Genomic DNA, 22,231 nt, shown 5'->3' with positions numbered 1-22,231 from the left:
GTCGTCCTCACGCATCAATAGGCATCGACATTGTCGATGTGGAAATTGTAGAGCCGGCGGGCCGAGCCGTATCGCTTGAATTCGGACACGTCGATGGAGCCGGCAAGACCGGCCGCCGCCAGTTTTTCGCTCAGCAATTGCTTGTGCTCGTCGCGCAATTCCTTCTCGATGCAATCGGCGCCCAGGCTCTTCACCGAGCCGCGCACGAACAGCTTGGCTTCATAGAGGCTGTCGCCCAACGCCTCGCCGGCATCGCCGAACACGATGAGATTGCCGGACTGGCCCATGAACGCGCTCATATGGCCGATGGAGCCCTTCACGATGATGTCGACGCCCTTCATGGAAATGCCGCAGCGGGCCGAGGCATTACCGTCGATGCGCAGCATGCCGCCATGGGCCGTGGCGCCGGCCGCCTGGCTGGCGTCGCCCAGCACATGGACGAAGCCGCTCATCATGTTCTCGGCGACGCCGACACCGGCATTGCCATGGATGATGATGCTCGCCTGCTGGTTCATCCCGGCGCAATAATAGCCCACGTGGCCCTCGACCTGGATGGTGAGGGGGGCATCTACGCCGGCTGCCAAAGCGTGCCGGCCATTCGGGTTCAGCACGCGCCAGAGCTTAGCATTGGTCTCGCCGGTGGCCTTGTGCAGCGCGCCGTTCAGCTCGCGCAGCTCGCTCTGTGCGAGATCGAACGTGATGTCGGGGCTGAAGGCATTCATGCGGCGCGGTCCCAGAAATAGACGGTGGCGGGCTCGGGCTCGAACACGCGGGCATCGGCGATGCCGGGCAGGTTCACCAGAGCGCGGTATTCGGAGGCGAAGGCCACATATTGGTCGGTCTCGGCCATCACGGCGGGTTTGCAGGCGATGGGATCGCGCAGCACGCCGAAGCCGCTTTCGGTGCCGACCACGAAGGTGAAGAAGCCGTCCAGATCCTTGAGGCCGGCTTCCAGTGCCTCGCCGAGGGTAGCGCCGTTCTTCATGCGCCAGGTGAGATAGCCGGCCGCAACTTCGCTGTCGTTTTCGGTGGCGAAGGAAATTCCCTCGCGCTTCAGCTGGCGCCGCAGATCATTGTGGTTCGAGAGCGAGCCATTGTGCACCAGGCACTGGTCCGCGCCGGTGGAGAAGGGATGCGCGCCAGCGGTGGTCACCGCGCTTTCGGTCGCCATGCGGGTGTGGCCGATGCCGTGGGTGCCGCTCATCTTGGGCAGGTCGAAGCGCTCGGCGACCTCGCTCGGCAGGCCGATTTCCTTGAAGATTTCCATGCGCGCCCCGGTGCCGACGATGGCAACCTCGGGATGACGCGTGGCAAGCGCGGTGCGCACGGCGGCTTCCTGGTGCGCCGGAACCTCGATCACCGCATGGCTGGCGCGCACCACGAGGCGAGGATCGCCGCCCGTCACCACCGAGATCGAATGCGCGAGACCCTCGAAATCATAGCCTTCCACGGCCCGCAGGGAGAGTTTCACGTGGTCCACCGCGCCGTTGCCATAGATGGCGAAACCCGCGCTGTCAGGCCCCCGGTCCGTCATCACGCACAGCATGGAGGAGAGCATTTGCCCAAGCTCTGGCTCGAGCTTGGGGTCTTTCAGAAAGATACCGACGATGCCGCACATGGCTGAACTCCGGTGGCCGAAACATGGCCGTCTCCAGAGTGGTACGCCCCAAGCGCTGCCTCGTCAACGCGGGCGGAATAAAATTTTCTCTCTAGGAAAAAGATGGCGATGGGAGAGCCGTCAGCGCGGGTCGCGGCTGTAGACGATCACCGAGAGATAAGACATGGGCGTCACGATCAGGTCCTCGGGACCGTGGGCGGCGCCGGAATCGAACATCAGGGAGTCGCCCGGCCGCAGGTGATAGGTGCGGTCGGCATGGCGATAGACCACTTCTCCGCTCAGCATGTAGATGAATTCGACCCCGGCATGGCGAAAGCCGGTATAGGTGGCGGCGTCTTCAGAGAGAGTGATGAGGTAAGGTTCAACCACAATATCGCCGCCGAGCCCGTGGCCGAGCAATTCATATTGATGCCCCACCTTGGTGCCGCGCCGCTCGATGATGACGCCCTGGTGCGCCCGCACGAAGGAACAGTCGCGCCGCTCCTCAAAGGTGGAGAACAAGGTGGTGATGGGAACGTTCAGCGCTTTGGAAATGGCCTGAAGCGTCGCAAGGGAAGGGGAAATCTGCCCATTCTCGATCTTCGACAGCATTCCCACCGAAATGCCGGCGGCGCCCGCGAGGTCGGAAACGGTGAGGTCCAATTGCCGGCGGATGGCGCGCACCTGAATGCCGAGGGCATCTTCCAGCGTGCTTGCAATCGCTGCCGGAGCGCCTGACCCGGTCTGATAATCGATCACCTCGGCGGCCTCACTTGCGGCCTTCGTCTTGCGCTCTGCCACTCTCTTGCCCCTGGTCCCGCGGAAACGTCCTTCGCTTGCATCTTCCTGTGTCTTGGGCGTGAAGGCTAGCGTTTCTGCGTGCATCGCCGCATCTGCCTCCCGCAGCGCCGGATCCGGTCGGTATCTCAGGCGGCGGAGCCGTTGGATTGGGGAGACGCGCCGCCTTCGCGCTGCAAGCGGTCGAGATGCTGGCGGATATGCGCGGCTTCCGCCGCCGAAGAGGCCAGGGCGATGGCCTGTCCGAAGGCGATTCGTGCTTCTTCGGTGCGGCCAAGGTCCGACAACAGAGCCCCCTTGAGCCCGAAGAAGTGGAAATAGCCCGAAAGGCGCTGGCCCAGGGGCTCGATCATCGCGAGCGCCGCGTCGGGGCCACGCACCTTTGAAACCGCCACGGCGCGGTTGAGCGTCACCACCGGCGAGGGCTGGAGCTGCTCCAGCATGGCATAGAGCAGGTCGATTTGACCCCAATCTGTATCCTGCGGCCGTTCCGCACGCGCGTGCAGAGCGGCTATGGCGGCCTGCACCAGATAGGGGCCGGGCCGGCGGTGGCGCATGGCCTTGTCGATCAGGGCGAGGCCCTCGGCGATGATGGTCGGGTTCCACAAGGTGCGGTCCTGATCGTCCATCAGCACGATGGCCCCGTCCCCATCCAGCCGCGCCGCCGAACGCGCGTGCTGGAGCAGCAGCAAGGCGAGCAGCCCCATGATCTCCGGCTCGGCCTGGAACAGGCGCAGCAGCAGGCGGGCGAGGCGGATCGCCTCGTCGCACAGGGGGCGGCGCGCTCCGGCGTCGGTGCCGGTCGCGGAATAACCCTCGTTGAACAGCAGATAGACCATGGCCGCGACCGCCGCGAGGCGCTCCGCCCGTTCCACGGCGCCGGGCGTCTCGAACGGAACGCTGGCCCGCGCGATGCGGCTCTTGGCGCGGGTGATGCGCTGTTCCATCGCCGCATCGCTCACAAGAAACGCGCGCGCGATCTGCGACACGCTGAGTCCGGACACAATGCGCAGAGCCAGAGCGACCTGCTGCGTCGCCGGCAGTTCGGGATGGCAGCAGATGAACAGCAGGCGCAGCACGTCGTCGCGATAATGCTCCCCGTCCAGCCGTTCGGCGAGATGATCCTCGGCGTCGCCGAGATCGGAGAGCTGTTCCTCCGAGGGGAGCGGCGCGAGTTTGGCGCGCCGCCGGGTTTCGTCGATGCCGGAATTGCGGCCGACCATGATGAGCCAGGCGGCGGGGTCGCGCGGTGGGCCGTTCTGCGGCCAGGTGCGCAGGGCGCGCAAGCAGGCTTCCTGAACCGCCTCCTCGGCGAAATCCAGATTGCGGAAATAGCGCAGCAAGGCGGCGACCGCCTGCGGGCGCGCGGCGGCCAGCGTCGCGTCGATCCAGGCGAGGTCGCTCACGGCCCGACACTTCCGGGATGGAACAGGGCGATCGGCCGGATCTCATAGGCGCCGCCGGGATTGGCGCGTCCAAGCTCGCGCGCGGCATCGAGCGCATCTTCCAACCTATCGAACTCGACCACGTAGAAGCCGAGCAACTGCTCCTTGGTCTCGGCGAACGGCCCGTCGATCACGAGGGGCGGGTCCTGGTCCTTGCGGAGCGTGGTGGCGGCCGTGGTGGGCAGCAGCCGCGCCACCGGCCCCAACCGGCCGTCCCGCTCCAGTTTCTCATGCACGGTCATGAGCTTGGCCATGACCGCGTCGTCTTCCTCCTTGGACCAGGAGCAGACGACATCCTCGGAATGATAGCAAAGAATGGCATAGAGCATCAGGCGGTGTCCTCGTCCTGTCTAAGACGGGCAAGGTTACCCGCGGCCGACAGGGGCCCGGAAATAAAACTGGAAATGCTCCGCATTCCCATGGGAAATGTTGCAGCAGTGCGCGACGCAACGCGGCCCGCGCATGGCGAGGCCATGGCGGGCGGAGCAGAGCATGGAAGGAGGGCGGAGTTTAGAACGAACGCGCCTCAGGCGCGCTTGTCAGTTGCGCGCGAAAGGCGAACGCGTCAGGCGCGCTTCTTGCCGATGGCGATGCTCGGCATCTGGACCGGCATGCCCTCAGGACGGGGAATGAGGCGGATGTCGCTCTCGAGCACCACGCGCTCATGCTTTTCGGCCGAGGCGCGCACGCGATACGAGCATTCCCCTCGTTCGAAAGGCATCAGCGCAACGATATCGTATGCGCCCGCGGTGGCCCGATAAAACGGACCAATGGAAAGCTCGACGTGGTCGCCGAGTGAAAATTTATGAATTGACATGAAAATACTATACGCTCTTCGCACCCGCAGGGCTACGACTTTACCGATACGCACGCGTGTTTGTTTTCATGCGCCTCGCAATCGAGGGGCGCGGCAGCAAGGCACGGCGGCGCCGTTGGGCGCCTGCCTCCGTTTCATCGGCGCACGTGAGGATTTCCCCTTATGACACTGCTTCTAGTGGCGCTTCTGACGGGTGTTCTGTGTGGTCTACGCACCATGACGCCATTGGCGATGGTCAGTTGGGCGGCCGCGCTCGGCGCGCTTTCGCTGGACGGTTCCTGGCTCTCCTTTCTCGGCACCATGCTGGCGGTCTGGGTGCTGACGATCTTCGCCCTCGGTGAATTGGTGGCCGACAAGCTGCCCTTCACCCCCAGCCGCAAGGTGCCCATGCAGTTCGGCGCCCGCATCGTCAGCGGCGCCGTGTGCGGAGCGGCGCTTGCGACCCCCGCCGGGCTGGCGTTTGTCGGTATCGCGCTGGGCATCGTGGGGGCGGTCATCGGTACCCTCGGCGGCGCTGCCGTGCGTGCACGGCTTGCCGCGCGGCTCGGCAACGACCTGCCCGCCGCCCTCATCGAGGATGCGATCGCCATCCTCGGTGCCCTGCTGATCCTCGGGAGCCTGCGATGACACAGACCTTCGATGCCATCATCATCGGCGCCGGCCAGGCCGGTCCGCCGCTCGCGGGGCGCCTGACCGGGGCGGGCATGAAGGTCGCGCTGATCGAGCGGCATCTCATCGGCGGCACCTGCGTCAACACCGGGTGCATGCCCACCAAAGCCCTGGTCGCGAGCGCCTATGCCGCCCACATGGCGCGTCGCGCCGCCGATTTCGGGGTGATCGTGCCCGGCGAGGTCGGCATCGACATGACGCGCGTCCACGCCCGAGCCCACCAGGTGACGATGAATGCGCGCAACGGGCTCACGGCCTGGATGGAGGCCATGGCGGGCCTTACCCTGTTCCATGGCCACGCCCGCTTCGAAAGCCCGACGGCCGTGCGGGTCGGCGAGGATCTCCTCACCGCGCCCCGCGTCTTCATCAATGTCGGCGGTCGCGCCCTGGTGCCCGACATGCCGGGCCTTGCCGACATCGACTATCTCACCAACACGAGCATGCTCGATCTCGATGTGGTGCCCCGCCATCTGGTGGTGGTGGGCGGCAGCTATATCGGGCTCGAATTCGCCCAGGCCTTCCGACGCTTCGGCGCTGAAGTCACGGTGCTGGAGAAGGGGCCGCGCCTCGTCGCCCGCGAGGATGAGGACATTTCGGCTGAGATCGCGCGGTTCCTCGCGGCCGAGGGGATCAAGGTGCGCACCGGCATCGCTACCCTGAGCTTCTCCAGGGCGGGGGCGGGGGTGAATGTGCGCGTGGAAGGAGATGGCGGGGCGCCTGATCTCGTGGCGAGCCATGTGCTGGTGGCCATCGGCCGGGTGCCCAACACCGGCGACCTCGGGCTCGATGCGGCGGGGATCGAACGGGACGAGCGCGGCTATATCCGGGTCGACGATACCTTGCAGACCAATGTCAGCGGTGTCTGGGCCATGGGGGATTGCAATGGGCGCGGCGCGTTCACCCATACGGCCTATAATGACTTCGAGATCATCGCCGCGAACCTGCTCGACGGTGCAGATCGGCGGCTGTCCGCCCGTATTTCCGCCTATGCCCTTTATACCGACCCGCCCCTGGGGCGGGTGGGGATGAGCGAGGCGCAGGCGCGCGCGAGCGGCCGGCCGCTGCTGGTCTCGACCCGGCCCATGGCGCGGGTGGGCCGCGCGGTGGAAAAGGGCGAAACCATTGGCTTCATGAAAATGGTGGTCGATGCGCAGACGAAACGCATTCTGGGCGCGGCCATCCTCGGCACGTCGGGCGACGAGGCGATCCATGGCATTCTCGACATGATGAACGCGGACCAGCCCTATGACGTGCTGCAATGGGCCGTACCGATCCATCCCACCGTGTCGGAACTCATTCCCACCTTGATCGGCGATCTGAAGCCGGCTGCCTGACCGGAAGGCGGAACGACGCGCGAAATTATCTGCTGCGTCGCATCATTTTCCATGGCATTCGCTATTGCGCTGCAGCACGGAGGCCCCCATCTGCCATCCAGCTGGATGGTGTAGGGATGGTTGCCATGACGATGCTCGCGAAGGACATTCGGCCCAAGGGGCCGGACACGGAGAAGATCACGATCAATCTCGGCTTCGTCGATCTGGGGCATATCGACCTTCTGGTGCAGGAAAATTTCTATTCCAACCGGACCGATTTCATCCGCACCGCGATCCGCAACCAGTTGGATCGCCATGCGGATACGGTGCAGAAGTCGGTGGCGCGCAACCAGCTCGACCTCGGCTTGCGCCACTTCAGCCGCAAGGATCTGGAAAATGTGCAAGCCGCCGGCGAGCGGCTGGACATCCAGGTGCTGGGCCTTGCCGTGATCGCGCCCGACGTGCCGCCGGAACTGGCGCGCGGGACCATTTCCTCCCTCCATATCCTCGGCGCGCTCCAGGCGAGCCCCGCGGTGAAAGCGGCGCTGAGCGACCGCATGCGCTGATCCCCTCCTCTCCTCTTCGCTCTGCCTGCGCGCAAGCTTGGGCCTCTATTTTGCTTCCAACAGGAAGGCATCCCGGCAGTGTCGGAAGCCTTTCAGTCCAGGATGTTTTCAATGCACGTGCCTACCAAGATCGACATGATGGAGGCCACGCGGCTGACGCGGGAAGGCCGGCTGGAAGAGGCCATGGCCATTCTGCGCGGCGCCATCGCCGGAGATCATCCGCCGCGTGCACCGGGCGGTGTGCCCGGCAAGGGCCGCGAGGGGATTGATCTCGCCCCGCCGCGCAACGGCGGCGGCGCATGGTCCCTGCCGTTCGAGGCCGGTCCCGGTGCGCATGGCGGGAAATCGGTCGCCGATTATCTACCCGAGGGGTTGCGCGGCCTGCTTTCCCCCGACGCGCCGCCCGAGTCCTCGGAGAACGAGGGCATGTTCGAGGAGCATGTTTATGCCAACGCCGCCGGCAGCCGCAGCTACAAGCTTTACGTGCCCAGCGCCTATCGCGGGCAGCGCCTGCCGCTGATCGTCATGCTCCACGGCTGCACCCAATCGCCGGACGATTTCGCCGCCGGCACGCGCATGAACGAAATTGCCGAGGAGCACGGCCTGTTCGTGGCCTATCCCGCGCAGGTGCAATCCGCCAACGCCTCGAAATGCTGGAACTGGTTCAATGCGGCGGACCAGAAACGCGGGCAGGGGGAGCCGTCGCTGATCGCCGGCATCACCCGCCAGGTGATGCAGCAGTACGAGGTAGCGCCGGGCCGGGTCTATGTGGCCGGGCTCTCCGCCGGCGGGGCGGTGGCGGCCATCATGGGCACCACCTATCCCGATCTCTATTCGGCCATCGGCGTGCATTCCGGGCTGGCGTGCGGGGCGGCGAGCGATATGTCGTCGGCCTTCATGGCCATGCGGCAGGGCAGCGCGGTGCCGTTCGTCGCCCGCACCCAGGGCGCGCGTGACGGCAACGGCATCGTGCCGACCATCGTGTTCCACGGCGACCGCGACAATACCGTCCACCCCGTCAACGGCGACCACGTGGTGACCCAGTCGCGCGGCGGCGCGGCGCTGGACGAGGTGGTGACCCAGGGCAAGAGCCCGGACGGCACCAGCTATAACCGCACCATTCTGACCGATCCGCGCGGCCGGGTGGTGTTGGAGCATTGGGTGCTGCACGGCCTTGGCCACGCTTGGTCCGGCGGCAGCACGAAGGGCAGCTTTACCGATCCGCGCGGCCCCGATGCCAGCCGCGAGATGGTGCGCTTCTTTCTGCGCCATGCCCACGCCGCGTCCGCGGGGTAAGGCGGGGGGCAGACTGTATTTTCCCTGCGCGCGGCCCGCTTCATGCGCGTGGCAGGTACCAGGTTCTGCGGCGGCGATAAAACACCTGCCGCAGCGTCCGGCGGCATTGATCAGAGCTTCGGCCTCGTGGCTATATAGCCTCAGATCGTCTTTCTGGCGGGTGCCACATGACCACGTTGAACGTCGACCTCAGCACCCAGCTGCAGCAGACGCTGGGGCAGCCGGGCGTGTGGGCCTATTCGGTCTATTTCGACTCCAGCGGCGCACCCCAGTGGACCACCCTGGTGGAGGACGGCGCCGTCACCGCCAGCAGCGCGATCGTACTTCCGGAGCCCTACAATAGCGGCAAGGTCTATTTTCTGGTCCAGAGCCAGGACGGTTCCCAGCCGTACGATCTTCAGACGCTCATCACCGGCGAGCAGGACATCTCCTGGAATAATGCCGCGGCCTATGATTTCCGGTACGACAGCTTCGAGGTGACGCTGAAGAACTTGCCGGGCGACGTGGGCAACCTGACCTCGGTGGAAGGCTTCGGCCTGCCGATGCAGGTGGGCATCACCTATGGCTCCGGCGGGAGCGCGACCACCGATTCACGCGGCTATGGCATCACCGGCTCCAGCCTGTTCCAGGCGATTGCCGACATCAATTCCGCCAATACCTACGTCTACGACTATACCAGCGGCCCGTTGCAGGGCCAGCATCGCGCCGGCATCTCGCCGTCGCAGGCTGTCAGTGTGAACGCGCCCAACAGCTTCAGCGCGTCCGATTGGAGCGGTTACGTCACGAGCCTTGAGACCAGTGTCGCGACGCAGCCCATCTCCATCGCCGGCTTCTTCAACGGCGCGCCGGATGCCAACGGCAATTGGCACAATGCCGGCTTCTTCTCCTATTCCCTGCAATGGGACGGCACGAATTTCTGGCTTGCGCCGGACGCCGGCAGCCAGATCCAGGGCTATATCAAGATCTCGCCCGCGAACCTGGAAAACAGCATCTATTCGACCCTGGGCTCGGTCGAGATCTATACCAACCAGACCGACGCCACGCCCTACCAGATATATGGCGACGCCTCGCCCGAGATGAATACGGGGGAGAACAACCAGTGGGGCGAGGTTCTCACCCAGTTCCTCACCGGGTTCACCGCCGGGTTCTACAACACCACCGGCCAATCCTATAATTCCGCCATCACGGCTCCGGTGGATCTCAATTCCAACTGGAACTGGGACCCGACCTATGCCTTCGGAAAGAACCTGACCACCGGCGTGACGCCGACCTACATGGACCCCTATTCGGAGATTTATTACTTCAACTCCAATTCCTACGGGTCCGGCTATTCCGACAATCTGATGAAGCAGTACAGCGTCGGCGGGCCGTTGATCTCGGTCTATGATCCCTCGACCGGCACCAATGTCTCCACCATCAGTTTGACCCTGTACGATGATGGCGAGCAGCCGCAGGGCTATATTCCGCCGGTTATCTACAATTATATCGCCCCGGGCGTCGGAGGATATGCCGAGCCGGTGTGGGTGGGCGACGGCACCAATATCGTGATGTCTTTCGCCAACCAGAACATGGTGCTGGCGGACGGCACGCCCATCACCCTCAAATTCTATGCCGGCGAAAGCAATTCCGTGCCCCAGTGGCAGGAGGTGACGATCGCCCCTCCGGCCGGCTCAACCCTCTGGCAGAACTGGAATCTTGCCTACGATTCCTCGACCGGCACCTATTCCGCGAGCCCGCAGGCTGGCTCTTCCCAGCCGGAAGGGAGCATCCTGATCAACCAGATTCCCAAGGCCGCCGATGGGGTTGCATGGTATCAGGTGGTGGTGGGCGAGGGCGACGCGCAGAAGACGTTCAACCTCTATACGACCATGTCGGGCTCGCAATTCCTCAATCCGGACTATGCCGGGCAGGAAGGCAGCCTCGCCGTGGACGGGCTGGCGCTCGTGACGCCGCCATCCTCGGGCGACCAGACTATTCCCACCTTCACCCTCAGCTTCGCCTATAGCGGCACCACGACGCTCGATCCCGCGCTGCTGGTGCAGAACACCAATACCAGTTTCATCGCCACCTTGCCGACGCCCAACGCGCCCGTGGCCGGGACCCTGGCAGGGGATGTCTTCACGGCGGTCGCGAACCAGGTGAACCAGGTCAGCAACACCCTCACGGTTGGCGATGCGGAGGTGGCGTTCGGCTGGACCGGGCTGAATTCCGCCCCCGGCACCCCCTCCTGGGTGTCCGGCTATACCAACAAGATCGGCGCGCTCAACGTGGCGCAGATCAGCTTTGCGGGGCAGGGGATCAGTGGCCCGCAGCCGATCACGGCGGTGGCGGATATCGACGGCCAGTGGTTCACGCCGATCATGCAGCAATTCGGCAATGGAACCTATGCCGTTACGATGCAGGAATATTCCGCCTCCGACACCAGCTTTGCGACCCCCCTCGGCCCGGTCTCCAGCCCGTTGACCCTCACGGTGAGCGTGGCCGACCTGGAGCTTCAGGCGGCGGGCAATGGCGGGCTCTCCCTGGTGGCCGATGGCGGCACGGCCGGCAATTGGGTGCGGCTGGATGTGCTTCAGGCCGCCCAGGCGACCGGCGCCACTTTGCTGCTCTATGCGGTGGACGCCCAAGGCCAGCTGATCGGGCGCGACGGCGCGGTGGGGGGCGGCGTGACGCTTGAGGACGCGATCCTCGCGCGCGTCGGCGCCGCGCCCGACGACCATGGGGTAAACCTGCTCAAGGGCGGGCAATCGGTGTGGCTTGGGGTGGGAGAGCAATTGCGCTTCGCGGTCCTCACCGGCGACCATGTGCTCGATGCCGCGCCGATGGTGGGTGTCTCCGGCCAGCCGGGCGGTGGATTGCACATTTCCGTTGCCGGGCTGGAGCTCAACGCCACCACCGACAACACGCTGGCGGATGCGGCGGTGCTTGCGGGCAGCCAGCGCATGAGCGGCCTGCCGGTTGTCTATCTCCAGCATGGCGAGACGCTCGACGTCCAGGTCACCGGCAGCAGCGCCAACACCAATACGCTGGGCTTCGTGCATATCGACGTGGATGCCGCCACCGGCGATTGGAGCGTGGGCGGGGTGCCGGCGGGCGATACCGAGGCCTATCTCGCGGCGGTGCGCAGCCATATGGATCCGGGCCTCATGGCGACCGGCGGCGGCGCCTTCAATCAGATCACCCATTGGACGGTTTCCGGGGAGAGCGGCTTCTACGCGCCGGTGCTGCTCACCCCTTCGGGCGAAACCTTCGTGATCGGCGAGAACAATCCCGGCGGGCGCGAACAGGTGCGCATGTATGGCGAGAATACCTTCGGGTTCGAGGATCTCGCCTATAACCAGGGATCCGATTTCGACTATAACGACATGATCGTACGGCTGACCCCGGCCTCCGGCCTGTTTATTTGAAAACGGGCCGTTTCCAGCGGCGGCACGGGAAAAATGTTTCACGTGAAACAATGGGTTAGCGCAGACGATATGCGGTTTCGTGACGCTTTTCCGCGCCCTGTCGGCGGTTGAAACCGCAATTTCGGTCGAACGTCGGGCGATGAATTTCGGCATCGGGGTGAAGCGGCGCGAACAGGCCGCCGCGCCCATTACGTCGCCGTGTCCTCACCGAGATACCCCCGGCGCCCGCAGCCCACAGACCTTGTGTGAGGTATGAGGATAACAGTAATGCGTCGGGTGCCGAGGAGCGCGGGGCCCCGCGGGCGCCTGGTGCGCGCCAAGAAAATTTTCTCGTCCCGAGCCAAAGCACGGTGCAATTTGCACCGTAAAACGCTAGAATTATCCAGATAAATAGAAAAACTCGGACGGCTTGGTGTTTTTAGCGCGGTGCAGCAAGGCTTTTCGCGCCTAAAAATTCTTCCGCAGCGGAAATTATTGGGGGGAATATGGGACGATACAAGCGATCCTTGCGGGCGTTCGCGGTTTCATGCCTTGCCGTACTATGGGGCGCAAGTTCCGGCGCCGCCTTCGCCGCCGAAGCGCCGCCCTTCATGAATATCATCGTCGGCGGGGCCGCGCCCAGCGCCGCCGAGACGGCGAAGCAGGACGTTCTGGCACTGAACACCGCCATGTTCGCGCTCTATGGCGATTCCGGCCGGATCATCTCGGAAAATATCCTCGCCCAGCATCCCGTGATCCTGGCGCTGTTCTCCGGTGCCGGCGGGCGTTTCCTGCTCTACCGGCCGGGCCAGCCGCGCCTGGAGGCGCCGCCGGTGCCGGAGGTCTACCAGCTGCTCAAATCCATCGGCCACAGCACCATGGTGCTCTCGGTGCTGGCCGGGCCGCATGTGGACAAGCCCACGGACCTCAGCTGGGTTTCGCCCATGACCGCGTTCCGTGCGCAGATGCAAGCGGCGCTGGACAGCCTCGACAAGACCTCCATGCCGGCGGAGTGGCGGCCGAACAACGCGCAGATCCTGAGGGACAATATCGCCTTCATGGACGAGAGCCTGAAGAAGGGGGTGATCACCTTCGACGCTTTGGCCGCCTTCACCAAGAAGCAGGGCCCGCAGCTGAAGAAGAGCATCGCCTGGGCCGCGCAGACCCAGGTCAATCACTGGATGGGCGTCGTCGCCGAATGGAAGGCCATGCTCGGCCCGGATTGGGACAAGACCTATGCCGCGAGCAATACCATCTATGTCGCGCGGCAGAACAATATTCTCTATAGCGTGCTCGCCCAATTCTTCGGGCCGGAGGCGATCAATTCGCGGCTGATCCTGATCGAGACGGTCTCCTTCACCACCACCCCGGAAGACATGCTCGGCTCGCTCACCCGCATCATCGCGGACCGCACCGTGGGCGGCCTGTTCTTCGGCAATAATGCAGTGATGGATTACGAGCTGATGGGCGGGGACGCGCGCGACGCCATCATCGCCGATGCCACCAAGCGCGGCATGACGCCGTTCCTGCCGCCACTGGTGCCGTTCGGCTCCAAGCAATGGCCAACGCTGATCACTCCTGGCCCCGGCCCGGCGACCCTGTCGCAATTGCCGTAGGACGGATCGACCTTCGGGCGAGGCGCCTGCGCCCTGCCGCGTGCCGTTCTCCGTCGTCATGGCCGGGCTTGTGCCGGCCATCCACGCCGCGCCGATCGCGCCGGACTTTCGAGGCTGGCACCAGCGGCACCGCGTGGATGCACGGGACAGGCCCGTGCATGACAAGAGTGGGCGGCAGTGCCGGCGGGGCTGACACGGCGATTTGCCGGGGCATTCACCGATCAGCCGGCGTTGTGGGCTGATCGCAAAGCGCGTTCTTCGTCCTCACGGCGGAGTGCGGCGAAGCTTGAACCTGGCGCGTGCCTGACGCGCCGGGAATCTGATCCGCGAAACCCTTGCGTCACGGCGACGGAGCGATTGCTGTCATGGACATCAACACCATTCGCCAGATCGAGCGTCCGCGCTCGGCGGCCGAGGTGACCCAGTGGCGCGCGGGCCTCGCCTGGCTGTCCGGCGGCACCTGGCTGTTTTCCGAGCCCCAGCCCGCCCTCGATACACTGATCGACCTGCGGGCGTTCGACTGGCCCGACTTCGCCATGGGGCCGGACGGCCTGGAAATTGCCGCCACCGCCCGGATCGGCGCGCTGGATGCCCTTGCGCTGCCGCCGGAATGGACCGCCGGGCCGCTGCTCTCCATCTGCTGCCGCGCGCTGCTGATGTCGTTCAAGATCGCCCATGAGGCGAGCGTCGGCGGCAACATCTGCATGTCCCTGCCGGCCGGCGCCATGATCTCGCTCACCGTCGCGCTCGAAGGCACCTACACGCTCTGGCCGCGCGAGGGCGCGCCGCGCACGGTGAAGGCGGTGGATTTCGTCACCGGCAACCATGCCAACGTCCTGGCGCCGGGCGAATTGCTGCGGGCGATCCATCTGCCCGCGGCGGCGCTGAAGAAGCGCTTCGCCTTTCGCCGCTCCTCGCTCTATCACCTCGGCCGCTCTGCGGCGCTGCTGATCGGCACGAGCGGGCCTGACGGCGACCTGCTGCTGACCATCACCGCCGCCACCTTCCGCCCGGTGCAGCTGCATTTCGCCGCCCCGCCGAGCGCGGAAGAGGTGCGGCACGCCATCGCCGCCGCGATCCCGCACGACGGCTATTTCGACGACGTCAACGGGCTGCCTGCCTATCGGCGGCATCTGACCTACCATTTCGCCGAGGAAATCCGCGCGGAACTCGCCGGGCCGGGAGCTGCCGCATGAATTTCTCCATCGACGGACACAGCTTTTCCGCCGAGCCGCGCCCGGGCCAGTGCCTGCGCACGTTCTTGCGCGAGCGCGGCGATTTCGGCGTCAAGAAAGGGTGCGACCAGGGCGATTGCGGCGCCTGCACCGTGTGGGTGGACGGGGCGCCGATCCATTCCTGCCTGATGCCCGCCTTCCGCGCCGCCGATCGCAAGGTCACCACCATCCAGGGGCTCGCCAGCGGTGAGGACCTGCACCCGGTGCAGCGCGCCTTCCTGGATGCCCAGGCGTTCCAGTGCGGCTATTGCTCGGCCGGCATGATCATGACCATAGCCGCGCTCGATGAGGCGCAGCGCGCCGACCTGCCGCGCCATCTCAAGGGCAATCTGTGCCGCTGCACCGGCTACGCCTCGATCCGCGACGCCATCGCGGGCGTGGTGAACGTGAGCGAAGACATCGCTGGCAACGCCTGCGGGGCCAGCCTGCCGAACCCCTTCGGGCCGGGCATCGTCACCGGCCACGCCCGCTACACCATGGATCTGGAGGTGGCCGGGCTCGCGCATCTGAAGGTGCTGCGCGCGCCGCACGCCCACGCGCGCATCGTCTCTATCGACAAGGCGCCCGCGCTGGCGGTGCCCGGCGTGCTGGAGGTGTTCACCTGGGAAGACGTGCCGCGCCGGCTCTACAGCACCGCGACCCACGAGGACCACCTGGTCGACCCCGACGACACCTACATGCTCGACGACGTGGTGCGCTTCGTCGGCCAGCGGGTGGCGGCGGTGGTGGCCGAGAGCGAGGCGGCGGCGGAAGCCGGCTGCCGCGCCCTGAAGGTGGAATACGATGTGCTGCCGGCGGTGTTCGATCCCGAGCAGGCCATGGCCCCGCAGGCGCCGGTGCTGCACCACAAGGGTGGCGAGGCGCGGGGCAACATCTTCGCCGAGATCCGCGGCGAGGTGGGCGACATCGCCGCCGGCTTCGCGCAAGCGGAGGCGATCCACGAGCGCACCTACACCACGTCGCGGGTCCAGCATGTGCATCTGGAAACCCACGGCTCCATCGCCTGGAAGAGCGCCGACGGGCGCATCCACGTGCGCACCTCCTCTCAGGCGCCCTTCATCGCCCATGAGAAGCTGTGCCATCTGTTCGGCTTCGTGCCGGCGGACCTGCACGTCTTCACCGAGCGCGTCGGCGGCGGCTTCGGCGGCAAGCAGGAGATGCTGACCGAGGATCTCTGCGTGCTGGCCATGATGAAGCTCGGCCGGCCGGTGAAATGGGAATACACCCGCGAGGAGCAGTTCATCGGCGCCAGCACGCGCCACCAGATGACCACCCGCGTGAAGCTGGGGGCCAAGGCGGACGGCACGCTGACCGCCATCGAGATCAAGGTGGTGTCCAACACCGGCGCCTATGGCGGCCACGCCAGCGAGACGCTGGCGGCCTCTCTCGCGAGCCCCATGAGCGCCTATCGCTGCGCGAACAAGAAGGGCGAGGGCCTCGTCGTCTATACCAACATGGTGCCGGCCGGCGGATTTCGCGGCTATGGCGCCTCGCAGACCACGTTTGCCATCGAATGCGCGATGGACGACCTCGCCAAGCTCCTCGGCATCGACCCGTTCACCCTGCGCCGGCGCAACATGGTGACCGCCGACGATTGGATCGAGGCGATCTGGAGCGGCGTGTCGGACGTGGATTTCGGCAGCTACGGCCTCGACCAGTGCATGGACCTGGTGGAGAAGGCGCTTGCCACCGGCGAGCGGCGGCCCAAGCCCGAAGGGGCCCATTGGGCGGAGGGCACCGGCATCGCGCTCGCCATGCTGGAATCCGGCCCACCCACCGAGCACCGCTCCGGCGCGGTGATGGAATTGTTGCCGGATGGGCGCTACCACCTCGCGGTCGGCTCCACGGAAATGGGCAACGGCTCGGTGACCTCCCATCGCCAACTGGCCGCCAGCGTGCTCGCCACGCGCGCGGAAGACATCGACATCATCAATGCCGACACCGACGCGGCGCCCTTCGACACCGGCACCTTCGCCAGCACCGGCACGGTGGTGGCCGGGCAGGCGGTGACGCTGACCGCGACGGCGCTGCGCCAGAACATCCTGTCCTACGTCGCCCGCATCACCGGCACCAAGCCCGGCGACTGGACGCTGGAGGCCGGCGCGGTGGTGAACGGCAACACCCGCATCGCGCTGCCCGAGCTTCACGCCACCGGCACGGCGGCGGGCCATCGCTTCCAGGCCAAGCGCAAGGCCTATCTCTCGCCGCGCACGGTGGCCTTCAACGTGCAGGGCATCCGCCTCGCCGTGCATCGCATCACCGGCGACATCGAGATCCTGCAGAGCGTGCACGCCGCCGATATCGGCCGCCTCATCAACCCCATGCAGTGCCGCGGGCAGATCAACGGCTCCATCGTCATGGGGCTCGGCTGGGCGCTGACCGAGCACATGGATTATGACGAGAGCGGCCACATGAAGAACGCGGCGCTGCGCAATTACCGCATCCCGAGCTTCGCCGATGTGCCGCGCACGCAGGTCCTGTTCGCCGATACCTATGACACCATCGGCCCGCTGGGCGCGAAGGCGCAGGGGGAATGCGCCATCAATCCCATCGCGCCGGCGATTTCCAACGCCTTGTTCGACGCGACGGGGGTGCGGTTCGCCAGCCTGCCGTTCACGCCCGATCGCATCTTCGACCAGTTGCAGCCGCGCCCATGACCGCCTCCGCGAGCGCCCCGTCCACTCCGTCCTCCGCCGTCACCATCGTGACGCAGACCCGCGTGCTGCCCGGTTTCGAGGAGGCGTTCGCGGTGTGGCAGGAGCAGACCAGCGCCTCCATCGCCGCGCTTCCGGGATTTCTGGGCCAGACCCTGATGCGCCCGAGCCCGCCGGCGCAGGTGGATTGGGTGATCCTGCAGCGCTTCGAGAGCAGCACCGCCGCCATCGCCTGGCTCAATTCGCCGGCCCGCCTCGCGCGCGTCGCGGGGGCCCAATCCATGCTGGTGGGCCGCGACGACGTGCACATCGTGCCGGACGGCGCCTCCGGCGTGCTGCCGGCGGCGGTCTCGGCGGTGATTTCCACGCGCATCAAGCCGGGGCAGGACCTCGCCTATCGCGCGTGGGAGCAGCGCATCGCCTCGGCCCAGACGCGGGCGCCGGGCTTCCAGGGCTATCGCTTCGAGCCGCCGATCCCCGGCGTGCAGGACGATTGGCTCTCGATCCTGCGCTTCGACAGCGAGGACAATCTCCAGGCCTGGCTCAATTCCCCCGAGCGCAAGGCGCTGCTGGCGGAAGCGGAGCCCTTCACCGAGGAGTTCCACGCCCGCATCGCCCGGTCCGGCTTCGACCAATGGTTCGCCTCCGGCGCCAAGGGCCAGCCCGCAGCAGCCGTGTGGAAGCAGAACATGATCGTTCTGATGCTGCTCTATCCGGTGGTCTATCTGTTCGGCATCGCGGTGCAGAACCCTCTGCTGATGGGGTGGGCGGGACTCGCCTTTCCCATCGCGCTGTTCATCGGCAATGTGGTGAGCGTGCTGCTGCTGAATTTTCTCGTGCCCTGGGCGAGCGGGCGCTTCGGCTGGTGGCTCAGCCCGGCGGCGCCCGCGCGCGGCGTGGACCTGCGCGGCGCGGCGATCATCGCCGCCATCTATGCGGCCTTGCTCGCGGCGTTCACCCTTTCCTCCTGACAAGCGCTGGCCGATCGCGCGGCGCGGGCGATTGTCGCAAACCCATTCCGCGCAAGGCTTTCCGGGCCTGTCATCCACAGGCGCGCATCAAGACTCCGCCGGCTATGGACAGAGCGCGGGGGAGACACTATACACACCCGTCTCCAAGAGGTTTCGGCCTTGTGGACGCCCAGGTAGCTCAGTTGGTAGAGCATGCGACTGAAAATCGCAGTGTCGGTGGTTCGATTCCGCCCCTGGGCACCATTTCCCTTATAAATCAATGGGTTGGATGGCTTCGGTTCGCAGGTGCCCGAAGGGGCACGAGCCGCGCTTATCGGTCACCCGGCGCAGACCGGTCTCGGTGCGCTTTCGCTGTCTTGCGCCCCGCGCGGTGGGCGGCTTTTGCACACGGCATGTTCTGGCAGCGCTTGCAAAGAGAAACACGCGCGCGAGCGGCGCGCTCTCAGTTCAATGAGCGATCATCGCGCTGATCTTCGAGGCCAGCGCGTCGAGCGTGAAGGGCTTGGAAACCATCTCCATGCCCGGCCCCAGGAATTTCGCCTGCTCGACGGCGCGCTCGGCATAACCCGTCACGAACAGGATCTTCAGCTTCGGGCGATGCTCGCGCGCGATCGCGGCCAGCTGGCGGCCGTTGATGCCCGGCAAGCCCACGTCGGTGATCATCAGATCGAGGCGGGCATCGGACGACAGGATCGGCATCGCCGCCTGGCCGTCGCTTGCCTCGATGCATGCATATCCAAGGTCGCGCAGCACCTCGCCGATGAGCAAACGCACGCCGGGATCGTCCTCGACCAGCAGAACCGTCTCGCCCGCCCCCTTGGGGGTATCGACCGGTGGGCGTCCTTCCGCAACGACAAAGTCGCCTTGGTGCCTGGGGAGATAGAGGCTGACCGTGGTGCCGGCGCCGGGGGTGCTTTCGATGCGCACATGGCCGCGCGATTGCTTGGCGAAGCCGTAGATCATCGACAGCCCGAGGCCGGTGCCCTGGCCGATCGGCTTCGTGGTGAAGAAGGGCTCGAACACCTTGCCGAGCACCTCCGGCGCCATGCCGACGCCCGTGTCCCGCACGCGGATCAGGGTATATTCCCCCGGTTCCAGCACGTCCTGCCGATGCTGCTCGGCCTCGGCAACCACCGCATTCATGGTGGAGATGACCAGCTTTCCTCCGCCCGGCATGGCGTCCCTTGCGTTGATCGCCAGGTTGAGCAGTGCGTTCTCAAGCTGGTTGGCATCGGAAAGGGTGGGCCACAGATCGGACGCGAGTTCGACCTGAAGCCGGATCTGTTCGCCAAGCGAGCGATTGAGCAATTCCTCCATTCCGAGGATGAGCTCGTTCGCGTTCACCGCCTTGGGGTCGAGCGGCTGCCGGCGCGCGAAGGCCAGCAGGCGGTGCGTGAGCGCGGCCGCACGGCTCGCCGAGCTGGAGGCCGCGTCCATGAAGCGCTCCACGTCGCCATACTGGCCGGCCTTGATCCGCCGCTTGACGAGGTCCATCGCGCCAATGATGCCGGTCAACAGATTGTTGAAATCGTGCGCAATGCCGCCGGTGAGCTGGCCGATGGCCTCCATCTTCTGGGATTGGCGCAGACCCTCCTCGGCCTCCTTCAACGCCTGCTCGGCCTCGCGCTCCGCGGTCACGTCGCGCCCGACCGCCTGCAGGAGACCGTCGGCGGCCACCGCGCTCCAGGCGACGCAGCGGAAGCCATGGTCGCGGGTGCGGATCCGCAGCTCGAACAAGCGGGGCGCGTGAAGCTGGGAGAAGGATTGAAGAATGGCCTGGAACTCGGTGCGATCCTCCTCCGCGACAAAGGTCGCGAAGTTGGCGCCCACCAGCACCTCCTCGCTCCAGCCGAACAACGGGCCCCAGGCGGGATTGATCGCGTTGATGGTGCCGTCGAGCTGGGTGACGATCATGACGTCCGTCGACAGGCGCCACATGCGGTCGCGGTCCGCCGTGCGCTCGGCGACCCGCCGCTCCAGCGTCTGGTTGAGGTTGCGCAAGGCATCCTCGGCGGCGCGGCGCTCGTTGACGTCGCGCAGGATGGCGGTGACGAACACGCGTGAATCGCTGAGCCAGCGGGAGGCCGACGCCTCCATATAGCTGGGGCTCCCGTCCTTGCGGCGGACCACGACCTCCAGCGGATGGTGGAACGCACCATGGGCGAGAACGGTGTTCCAGGCCGCCGCCCAGGCATCCCCATCCGGGAGCAGCGAGGCGATGGGGCGGTTCAGCAGATCCTGGAGCGCATATCCAAGCTTGCTGGCTGCGGCTGGATTGGCGAATTGAATGATCCCGTCGACATCCAGGGTCAGGATGGCATCGGAGGCGCTGCTCATCACCGCGTCATAGCGGGCATTCTGGCGCTCGCGCAGCACGCGCTCGCGATGCACGGCCGTGGTGATGTCGGCGATCTGGATCAGGCAGCAGGTGTAGGGCTTCTCGCCGACCGGGCGAACGGTGACGTTATGGAGCAGCTCGCCTCCGGTCCGCGTCTTCAACGGAAACAGCTGGGGATGAAGCGTGTGCGTCAGGAAAGCCGAGGTGCCCGCCTCGAAGGCCTGCGCGATCGCGGAGGAGAGCCCTCGGGCGAGCCGACCGGGAAAAAGCGCATCGAGCTTCTGGCCGGAGGCCTTGGACAAGGTCAGTCCGCTGGCGGTTGCGAGCCAATCGTTCCATGCAATAACGCGCTGGGCCGGATCAACGACGATGAGGCCGGTGTCCTGGGCGTCCACAACATCTGCCCAGAACGTGTTCTGTTGTCGCGGCATGGCTTCAGCTGGGTGTACCGACTGTGCGCTCGATAAATTCACCGAGCAGACTCTTCAGCGTCGCAAGCGACGGCATGTCCATTAGCATAGCAATATAACCGCGAATGTCCCGCTCTCGGACGGCAAAATCGATATACAGGAACATAACCACATCATCAGCCTCAGAAATGGGGCTGAGGGTAAAAAAATCCGTTCCCTGTCCGCGCAGGATTTCCGGCAAGGACATCTTAAGGCTGCGTTGCAACAGGTTGGCGATTGTGGCGAGGCAACTGTTCAGGATGATGTTGCCGGTCTCGGCCAACGCCTCCTGCTCCAGCTCGATGATGTCCTCAAGCGGCAGCCCGCCGCCGGTCACGGCGCGCACCAGTTCCAGGCTCTTGGTCTCGGGAAAAATCAGCATGGCGCGGCCGGCAATGTCGCCTTCGAACGCCTGATGGACTGCGACCAGGTTGCGGTCCTCACGCTCCTTCAGGATTTCCACCGCCCGGGCGGAACTGACCAGGGCCAGTTTCGGAACAGAGAGTAGCACTTGCTCTCCGACCATTTCGCGGAGGCTAACGGCGGCCCGGCTGACGCCGAGATTCACCAGCTCGGTGAGGGCGTCCAGTTCGAGATCGGAGAGGACCGGTGCGGTGGTTTGCATCATCCTGCCGCCGGCTTCGAGGTCTCCACCACCTGGCTCAGAAAACCCGCCAGCAACTTCTCGGTCAGCGGTTTTGCGAGAAAAACGGCACCGATGTCGGTCGCACGGCGGACGATTTCCTCCTGGTGGTTGGCCGATACCACGGCGAGCGGCAGTTTGGCGTCCATCGCCTTCAGTTCGGCCGCCAAGGCAAGACCGTCCCGGCCCGGCATGTTGAAATCTAACAGGGCCAGATCCACCTTGTGTTCCCGCATCTGCGTGAGGGCCTCGTCGGCGTTCGAGGCCTCCAGATGGGACCAATTGGGAAAAAGCGAGCGCAACGCCTTTATGACCGACATCCGGGCCAATTTGCTGTCGTCGACGATGAGGACGGTCAAGCTCATGAACTCTCCAGCAAAAATGGGATGGGACATCAAAATTGGGGCTTGTTCTATGCTAACGCGCGGCGGTCCACAA

18 protein-coding genes and 1 tRNA gene are annotated in these 22,231 nt (G+C 65.6%); 10 read left to right on the top strand and 9 right to left on the bottom strand.

Going from position 1 to position 22,231, the window contains the following annotated elements:
• Window positions 1-14 precede the first annotated feature (14 nt).
• The 6 genes from V5F78_RS11160 to V5F78_RS11135 all read right to left on the bottom strand — a co-directional run bounded on the left by V5F78_RS11160 (window position 15) and on the right by V5F78_RS11135 (window position 4,711).
• Window positions 15-722, bottom strand: coding sequence for a protein glxC (locus V5F78_RS11160; RefSeq protein WP_394068088.1), 708 nt, complete (start codon window positions 720-722; stop codon window positions 15-17).
• Window positions 719-1,618, bottom strand: a complete 900-nt coding sequence (locus V5F78_RS11155; RefSeq protein ID WP_394068090.1) for a class II glutamine amidotransferase — start codon at window positions 1,616-1,618, stop codon at window positions 719-721. Before V5F78_RS11155 ends, V5F78_RS11160 begins: the two co-directional genes overlap by 4 nt.
• Before the next feature lie 120 nt (window positions 1,619-1,738).
• A complete protein-coding gene (locus tag V5F78_RS11150) occupies window positions 1,739-2,398 on the bottom strand; it encodes a helix-turn-helix domain-containing protein (protein WP_394068092.1) in 660 nt (219 codons plus the stop codon).
• A gap of 125 nt (window positions 2,399-2,523) precedes the next feature.
• Window positions 2,524-3,801, bottom strand: a complete 1,278-nt coding sequence (locus V5F78_RS11145) for an RNA polymerase sigma factor (RefSeq protein WP_394068094.1) — start codon at window positions 3,799-3,801, stop codon at window positions 2,524-2,526.
• Window positions 3,798-4,169, bottom strand: a complete 372-nt coding sequence (locus tag V5F78_RS11140) for a YciI family protein (protein ID WP_394068096.1) — start codon at window positions 4,167-4,169, stop codon at window positions 3,798-3,800. The genes V5F78_RS11145 and V5F78_RS11140 overlap by 4 nt, the downstream gene beginning before the upstream one ends.
• 236 nt (window positions 4,170-4,405) lie before the next feature.
• On the bottom strand, window positions 4,406-4,711 hold the full coding sequence (locus tag V5F78_RS11135) for a hypothetical protein (protein WP_394068098.1): 306 nt from the start codon (window positions 4,709-4,711) through the stop codon (window positions 4,406-4,408).
• Window positions 4,712-4,819: 108 nt separating this feature from the next.
• On the opposite strand from V5F78_RS11135, the gene V5F78_RS11130 reads away from it, so the two are divergent.
• The 10 genes from V5F78_RS11130 (at window position 4,820) to V5F78_RS11085 (ending at window position 18,606) form a co-directional block, all read left to right on the top strand.
• Window positions 4,820-5,284 carry a DUF4126 family protein gene (locus V5F78_RS11130; protein WP_394068100.1) on the top strand — a complete coding sequence of 155 codons (465 nt, stop codon included), beginning with the start codon at window positions 4,820-4,822 and terminating at the stop codon, window positions 5,282-5,284.
• On the top strand, window positions 5,281-6,660 hold the full coding sequence (locus V5F78_RS11125; RefSeq protein WP_394068102.1) for an FAD-containing oxidoreductase: 1,380 nt from the start codon (window positions 5,281-5,283) through the stop codon (window positions 6,658-6,660). The genes V5F78_RS11130 and V5F78_RS11125 overlap by 4 nt, the downstream gene beginning before the upstream one ends.
• Window positions 6,661-6,785: 125 nt before the next feature.
• Entirely contained in the window at window positions 6,786-7,205 is a 420-nt protein-coding gene (locus tag V5F78_RS11120) for a ribbon-helix-helix domain-containing protein (protein ID WP_509276786.1), read from the top strand.
• A 111-nt stretch (window positions 7,206-7,316) separates the two neighbouring features.
• Entirely contained in the window at window positions 7,317-8,501 is a 1,185-nt protein-coding gene (locus V5F78_RS11115) for an extracellular catalytic domain type 1 short-chain-length polyhydroxyalkanoate depolymerase (RefSeq protein ID WP_394068106.1), read from the top strand.
• 167 nt (window positions 8,502-8,668) lie between these two features.
• On the top strand, window positions 8,669-11,908 hold the full coding sequence (locus V5F78_RS11110; RefSeq protein ID WP_394068108.1) for a DUF4114 domain-containing protein: 3,240 nt from the start codon (window positions 8,669-8,671) through the stop codon (window positions 11,906-11,908).
• Window positions 11,909-12,498: 590 nt separating this feature from the next.
• Window positions 12,499-13,503: a hypothetical protein gene (locus V5F78_RS11105; protein WP_394068110.1), complete on the top strand. Its 1,005-nt coding sequence runs from the start codon at window positions 12,499-12,501 to the stop codon at window positions 13,501-13,503.
• 365 nt (window positions 13,504-13,868) lie between these two features.
• Window positions 13,869-14,699 (top strand): FAD binding domain-containing protein, encoded by an 831-nt coding sequence (locus V5F78_RS11100; protein ID WP_394068111.1) that lies wholly within the window; start codon window positions 13,869-13,871, stop codon window positions 14,697-14,699.
• Window positions 14,696-17,395 carry a molybdopterin-dependent oxidoreductase gene (locus V5F78_RS11095; protein ID WP_394068113.1) on the top strand — a complete coding sequence of 900 codons (2,700 nt, stop codon included), beginning with the start codon at window positions 14,696-14,698 and terminating at the stop codon, window positions 17,393-17,395. Before V5F78_RS11100 ends, V5F78_RS11095 begins: the two co-directional genes overlap by 4 nt.
• Window positions 17,392-18,363 (top strand): antibiotic biosynthesis monooxygenase, encoded by a 972-nt coding sequence (locus V5F78_RS11090; protein ID WP_394068114.1) that lies wholly within the window; start codon window positions 17,392-17,394, stop codon window positions 18,361-18,363. Before V5F78_RS11095 ends, V5F78_RS11090 begins: the two co-directional genes overlap by 4 nt.
• A gap of 167 nt (window positions 18,364-18,530) precedes the next feature.
• A tRNA-Phe gene (locus tag V5F78_RS11085) sits at window positions 18,531-18,606 on the top strand.
• A 204-nt stretch (window positions 18,607-18,810) separates the two neighbouring features.
• Here the strand turns inward: V5F78_RS11085 and V5F78_RS11080 are convergent.
• From V5F78_RS11080 to V5F78_RS11070, 3 genes are read right to left on the bottom strand one after another with little or no spacing between them, the layout of a single operon-like run.
• Complete coding sequence (locus tag V5F78_RS11080; protein WP_394068116.1) at window positions 18,811-21,132, bottom strand: PAS domain-containing hybrid sensor histidine kinase/response regulator family protein; 2,322 nt, start codon at window positions 21,130-21,132, stop codon at window positions 18,811-18,813.
• Window positions 21,133-21,136: 4 nt separating this feature from the next.
• Window positions 21,137-21,775 carry a chemotaxis protein CheX gene (locus tag V5F78_RS11075; protein WP_394068509.1) on the bottom strand — a complete coding sequence of 213 codons (639 nt, stop codon included), beginning with the start codon at window positions 21,773-21,775 and terminating at the stop codon, window positions 21,137-21,139.
• The gene (locus tag V5F78_RS11070) at window positions 21,775-22,158 is read right to left on the bottom strand and encodes a response regulator transcription factor (protein WP_394068118.1); all 384 of its coding nucleotides are present in this window, start codon (window positions 22,156-22,158) and stop codon (window positions 21,775-21,777) included. The genes V5F78_RS11075 and V5F78_RS11070 overlap by 1 nt, the downstream gene beginning before the upstream one ends.
• Window positions 22,159-22,231: the final 73 nt, after the last annotated feature.

The sequence above is a fragment of the Roseixanthobacter glucoisosaccharinicivorans genome, assembly GCF_043195095.2.
Lineage (GTDB): Bacteria > Pseudomonadota > Alphaproteobacteria > Rhizobiales > Xanthobacteraceae > NCEH01.
Note: the sequence above shows the minus strand (reverse complement) of the source record. Positions and strands in the feature narration are given on the sequence as shown.

What these genes read in the sequence shown, in the direction of transcription:
- V5F78_RS11110 (WP_394068108.1), top strand. Translation starts at nt 8,669, where the DNA reads ATGACCACGTTGAACGTCGACCTCAGCACCCAGCTGCAGCAGACGCTG.
- V5F78_RS11160 (WP_394068088.1), bottom strand. Translation starts at nt 722, where the DNA reads ATGAATGCCTTCAGCCCCGACATCACGTTCGATCTCGCACAGAGCGAG.
- V5F78_RS11120 (WP_509276786.1), top strand. Translation starts at nt 6,786, where the DNA reads ATGACGATGCTCGCGAAGGACATTCGGCCCAAGGGGCCGGACACGGAG.
- V5F78_RS11105 (WP_394068110.1), top strand. Translation starts at nt 12,499, where the DNA reads ATGAATATCATCGTCGGCGGGGCCGCGCCCAGCGCCGCCGAGACGGCG.
- V5F78_RS11125 (WP_394068102.1), top strand. Translation starts at nt 5,281, where the DNA reads ATGACACAGACCTTCGATGCCATCATCATCGGCGCCGGCCAGGCCGGT.
- V5F78_RS11090 (WP_394068114.1), top strand. Translation starts at nt 17,392, where the DNA reads ATGACCGCCTCCGCGAGCGCCCCGTCCACTCCGTCCTCCGCCGTCACC.
- V5F78_RS11155 (WP_394068090.1), bottom strand. Translation starts at nt 1,618, where the DNA reads ATGTGCGGCATCGTCGGTATCTTTCTGAAAGACCCCAAGCTCGAGCCA.
- V5F78_RS11070 (WP_394068118.1), bottom strand. Translation starts at nt 22,158, where the DNA reads ATGAGCTTGACCGTCCTCATCGTCGACGACAGCAAATTGGCCCGGATG.
- V5F78_RS11140 (WP_394068096.1), bottom strand. Translation starts at nt 4,169, where the DNA reads ATGCTCTATGCCATTCTTTGCTATCATTCCGAGGATGTCGTCTGCTCC.
- V5F78_RS11095 (WP_394068113.1), top strand. Translation starts at nt 14,696, where the DNA reads ATGAATTTCTCCATCGACGGACACAGCTTTTCCGCCGAGCCGCGCCCG.
- V5F78_RS11080 (WP_394068116.1), bottom strand. Translation starts at nt 21,132, where the DNA reads ATGCCGCGACAACAGAACACGTTCTGGGCAGATGTTGTGGACGCCCAG.
- V5F78_RS11130 (WP_394068100.1), top strand. Translation starts at nt 4,820, where the DNA reads ATGACACTGCTTCTAGTGGCGCTTCTGACGGGTGTTCTGTGTGGTCTA.
- V5F78_RS11115 (WP_394068106.1), top strand. Translation starts at nt 7,317, where the DNA reads ATGCACGTGCCTACCAAGATCGACATGATGGAGGCCACGCGGCTGACG.
- V5F78_RS11100 (WP_394068111.1), top strand. Translation starts at nt 13,869, where the DNA reads ATGGACATCAACACCATTCGCCAGATCGAGCGTCCGCGCTCGGCGGCC.
- V5F78_RS11075 (WP_394068509.1), bottom strand. Translation starts at nt 21,775, where the DNA reads ATGCAAACCACCGCACCGGTCCTCTCCGATCTCGAACTGGACGCCCTC.